Source organism: Inquilinus sp., from assembly GCF_057815775.1.
In genome coordinates this window covers 1-3,478 of sequence record NZ_JBYRFX010000397.1, presented here as the reverse complement: position 1 = coordinate 3,478, position 3,478 = coordinate 1, and the positions used below count along the sequence as shown (strand labels likewise).

Annotated in this window: 4 protein-coding genes; all 4 read right to left on the bottom strand. The window is 68.6% G+C overall.

Annotation, left to right across the window (positions count from 1 at the left end; all coding sequences use genetic code 11):
- Window positions 1-708: ABC transporter ATP-binding protein (locus tag AC3XYG_RS14340; RefSeq protein ID WP_489140516.1), on the bottom strand; the 708-nt coding region annotated here is incomplete at its 3' end.
- An 18-nt stretch (window positions 709-726) separates the two neighbouring features.
- Complete coding sequence (locus tag AC3XYG_RS14335; RefSeq protein ID WP_489140515.1) at window positions 727-1,302, bottom strand: DUF2585 domain-containing protein; 576 nt, start codon at window positions 1,300-1,302, stop codon at window positions 727-729.
- 92 nt (window positions 1,303-1,394) lie between these two features.
- Window positions 1,395-2,843 (bottom strand): phospholipase D-like domain-containing protein, encoded by a 1,449-nt coding sequence (locus AC3XYG_RS14330; protein WP_489140514.1) that lies wholly within the window; start codon window positions 2,841-2,843, stop codon window positions 1,395-1,397.
- Between the two features lie 100 nt (window positions 2,844-2,943).
- Window positions 2,944-3,478, bottom strand: a 535-nt coding sequence (locus AC3XYG_RS14325) for a hypothetical protein (protein WP_489140513.1), incomplete at its 5' end; no start/stop codon positions are given.

Below are 3,478 nucleotides of genomic sequence, written 5' to 3'. Positions count from 1 at the left end.
GATGCGGTAGGCGTCGAGCTTGGTGCGGCGATAGCCCTGGTTGTCCTCGGCGAACAGCCGGCGCTCATGGTCCTCGTTGGCGAAGGCCTGGACCACGCGGATGCCGCCGACATTCTCCTCGATCCGGTGGTTGAAGTTGCCAACCCGGCCGTACAGCGCCTGCCAGTTCCGGGTCATGCGGCCGCCATAGCGGGTGGTGACCCAGGCGGTCAGCGGCACGATCGCCGCGGTGATCAGCGCCAGTTCGAGATTGACGCTGAGCATCAGCGCGAAGGCGCCGATGAAGGTCATGACCGCGATGAACAGATCTTCCGGCCCGTGATGCGCGACCTCGCCGATCTCCTCCAGGTCCTTGGTCAGCCGGCCGACGAGATGGCCGGTCTTCTGGTTGTCAAAGAAGCCGAAGGACAGCTTCTGCAGATGATCGAAGCTCTTCCGCCGCATCTCGGTCTCGATGTTGATGCCGAGCATGTGGCCCCAATAGGTCACCACCGCCATCAGCCCGGTGTTGGCGACATAGATCGCCAGCAGGCCGAGCGACGCGAGGACGATCAGCGTCCAGTTCTGGCTCGGCAGCAGGCTGTCGACGAACACCTTGACCGCGATCGGGAAGCCGAGCTCGAGCACCCCCGTCACCACGGCGCAGGAGAAATCGAGGATGAACAGCCGGCGATAGGGCCGGTAATAGGCGAAGAAGCGTTTCAGCATGGGATCATCATATCGGGGTCAGGCGACGCCCTGCCACGCCCGGACGGAATCGAGCGGGTGGACCAACATCAGGATGTTCAGGGTCAGGTTGTCGCGGATCAGCCAGCCGGTGAACAGTTCGAAGAAGACGCCGATCGCCACCGTCAGCCAGACCGGCGCCCGCGACGCGAAGAAGAAGCCGACCAGCATGAAGCAGATGTCGGAGACGGAGTTGACGACGCTGTCGCCGGTGTAGCCCAGCGCGATCGTCGCCTCGCGGTAGCGGTCGATGATCAGCGGGCTGTTCTCCGCGACCTCCCAGGCGCATTCGACCAGGATGGCGATGATCGCCCGGGCCTTCACCGGCAGCGGCCGGGCCACCAGCCACAGCAGCCCGAAGAACAGGAAGCCGTGGATGATGTGCGACGGCGTGTACCAGTCGGCGATGTGCTGGGAGTTGTCCGAGCTGAGCACGTCGGAGGTCCACAGCTTGACCGTGCCGCAGGTGCAGATCAGCACCCGGCCCATCGCCAGCTCCGTGGCGGCGGTCGCCGCGATCAGGCCGAGGCCGATCAGGATGTAGAGACGCCGCGGCAGCCGGTCGAACCAGGTCACGTCAGGAAGCCTCCCCCAGGAATGGAACAGACATAGCACGGCCGAAGCGCTGCGAACCATTCGCAAGCAGCAGGGCTGGTGGGCGGGAGGGATCAGAGATAGGGCGAGGCCAGCCAGACCGCGCGGTTGCGGATGCGCTTGAGCAGCGGCCGGGCCCGCAGCGTCGCCAGCGTCTCGGCCCGGGCCGTGGCGATGCGCCGGCGGATCAAGGCGTCGATCTCACCGGCGATGCCGCGATCGTAGATCTCGATGTCGAGCTCGAAATTCAGCCGCAGGCTGCGCGGGTCGAGGTTGGAGGACCCGATCAGCGCCCAGGCGCCGTCCACCGCCATCAGCTTGGAATGGTCGAATTCGCCGCTGGCCCGCCAGACGCGGCAGCCGGGCCGCACGATCTGGTCGAGCTGCGCCGTCATCGCGCAATCGACCAAGGCGAGGTTGTTGGTGCCGGGGATGACGATGTCGACCTCGATGCCGCGCTGGGCGGCGACGGCGAGGGCGCCGATCAGCGGCAAATCGGGCAGGAAATAGGGCGAGCAGATCACGATCGAATGCTGTGCCACCGCGATCGCGCCCATCAGCAGGCTGTGGTTCGAGCCGAGCGAGCGGTCGGGGCCCGACAGCACGGTGCGGGCCAGCACCGACGGGCCGGGGCCCTGCGGCTGCGGCGGCGACTGCCAGGCATGGCCGGACAGCCGTTCCCCTGTCGTGAAGCGCCAGTCCTGGACGAAGGCGGCCAGCAGCGTCGGCACCAGGGGCCCGCGAATGCGGGAATGCATGTCCTGCGCGGGATGGCCGCCGGTGTGGGCGCTGGTGAACTGGGCCCGGATGTTCATGCCGCCGGTGAAGGCGGTCTCGCCATCGACTACCAGCAGCTTGCGGTGGCTGCGCAGGTTGGCATAGGGCAGCTTCAGCCCGATGGCGGCGGTCATGAACAGCGCCACGGTCACGCCGCCGTCGCGCAGCAGCGGCCCGATCGGCGGGCGCGAATAGCGGGCGCCGATCGCGTCGATCAGCACCCGGACCTCGACCCCGCGTTGGCGGGCCTCGATCAGCGCCGCGGCGATCTCCTGCCCGACCGGATCGTTGTCGAAGATGTAGCTTTGCAGCGCGATCGAGGATCGGGCCGCGCGGATCGCCGCCAGCATCGCCGGATAGGCCTCGTCCCCGCCATGCAGCAGCACCAGGTCGTTGGCCCCGGTCACGACGAAGGGCGAGACACGGTCGCCGAGCCGCTGCAGCGAGGCGAATTGCGGCCCGGCCGCGGCCACGACATCCACCGCTGCGACACCAGGGCCATGGTCGCCGGCCTCGGCGGCCCGGCCCCGGCGGCGGGCGATCGCGACCCGGCGCACACGGTTGATGCCGAACACCAGATAGATCAGGGCGCCGAGGATCGGGTTCAGCAGGACCACGCCGACCCAGCCGACGGCGGCACGCACATCGTCCTTGGTCATCGCCGCGTGGACGGCGGCGCCGACACCGAGCACGATGCTGACGATCAGAACCAGATGCGGCCAGTAGGCCGTCAGGAGAGCGTTCATCGCCCGTACATGGCCCACCGGTTCGCTGGCGTCCAGCCCCGCCGGCGGACCCTGCAGCGCGCGGCGCCTTTGCCGCGCCGCCGCCGAAGCCGACCGGCTGCTACGGGGCGGTCACCCGAACCGCGTCGGTCGACACCGCCCCCTCGTTCACCAGGATGCCGATGCCGCCGTCGCGGAACCGCTCCGCCGACTCGTCCCGGGCGGACAGGCTGGCGTCGCCGATCCGGCAGGTGATGGTGTCCCCCACCGCCGCGATCACCACGTCATAGCTCTGTTCCAGCGCCCAGCGGAACGGCGTCTCGGCCAGGACAATCCGCACGTCGTCGCGCTGGCGGACGAGCCGCAGCATGCCGTCGCGCGACAGCAGGGCGGCGTAGTAGCGGCGCAGGCCCTGGACGCGGACGGCGACGCCGGCCTCGCTGCCGAGATGGATCATGACGTCGGCGGCGACCTTGTAGTCGGTCCATTGCCGTGTGCCGTGGATGATGATGCCCTCGCCGCGATCCTGCGAGATGCGGAACGAGGGCGGGAAGCGCTTGGAGAAGAAGCTGACGCCGTTGACCCAGGCCTGGCGCCAGAAATCGCCCGTCCCCGCCGGCCGGCGCAGATGCAGATCGGGCGGCCCGTCGAAGCGC

Excerpts from the sequence above, each read along its gene's own strand:
- AC3XYG_RS14330 (WP_489140514.1), bottom strand. The coding sequence starts at position 2,843 with ATGAACGCTCTCCTGACGGCCTACTGGCCGCATCTGGTTCTGATCGTC.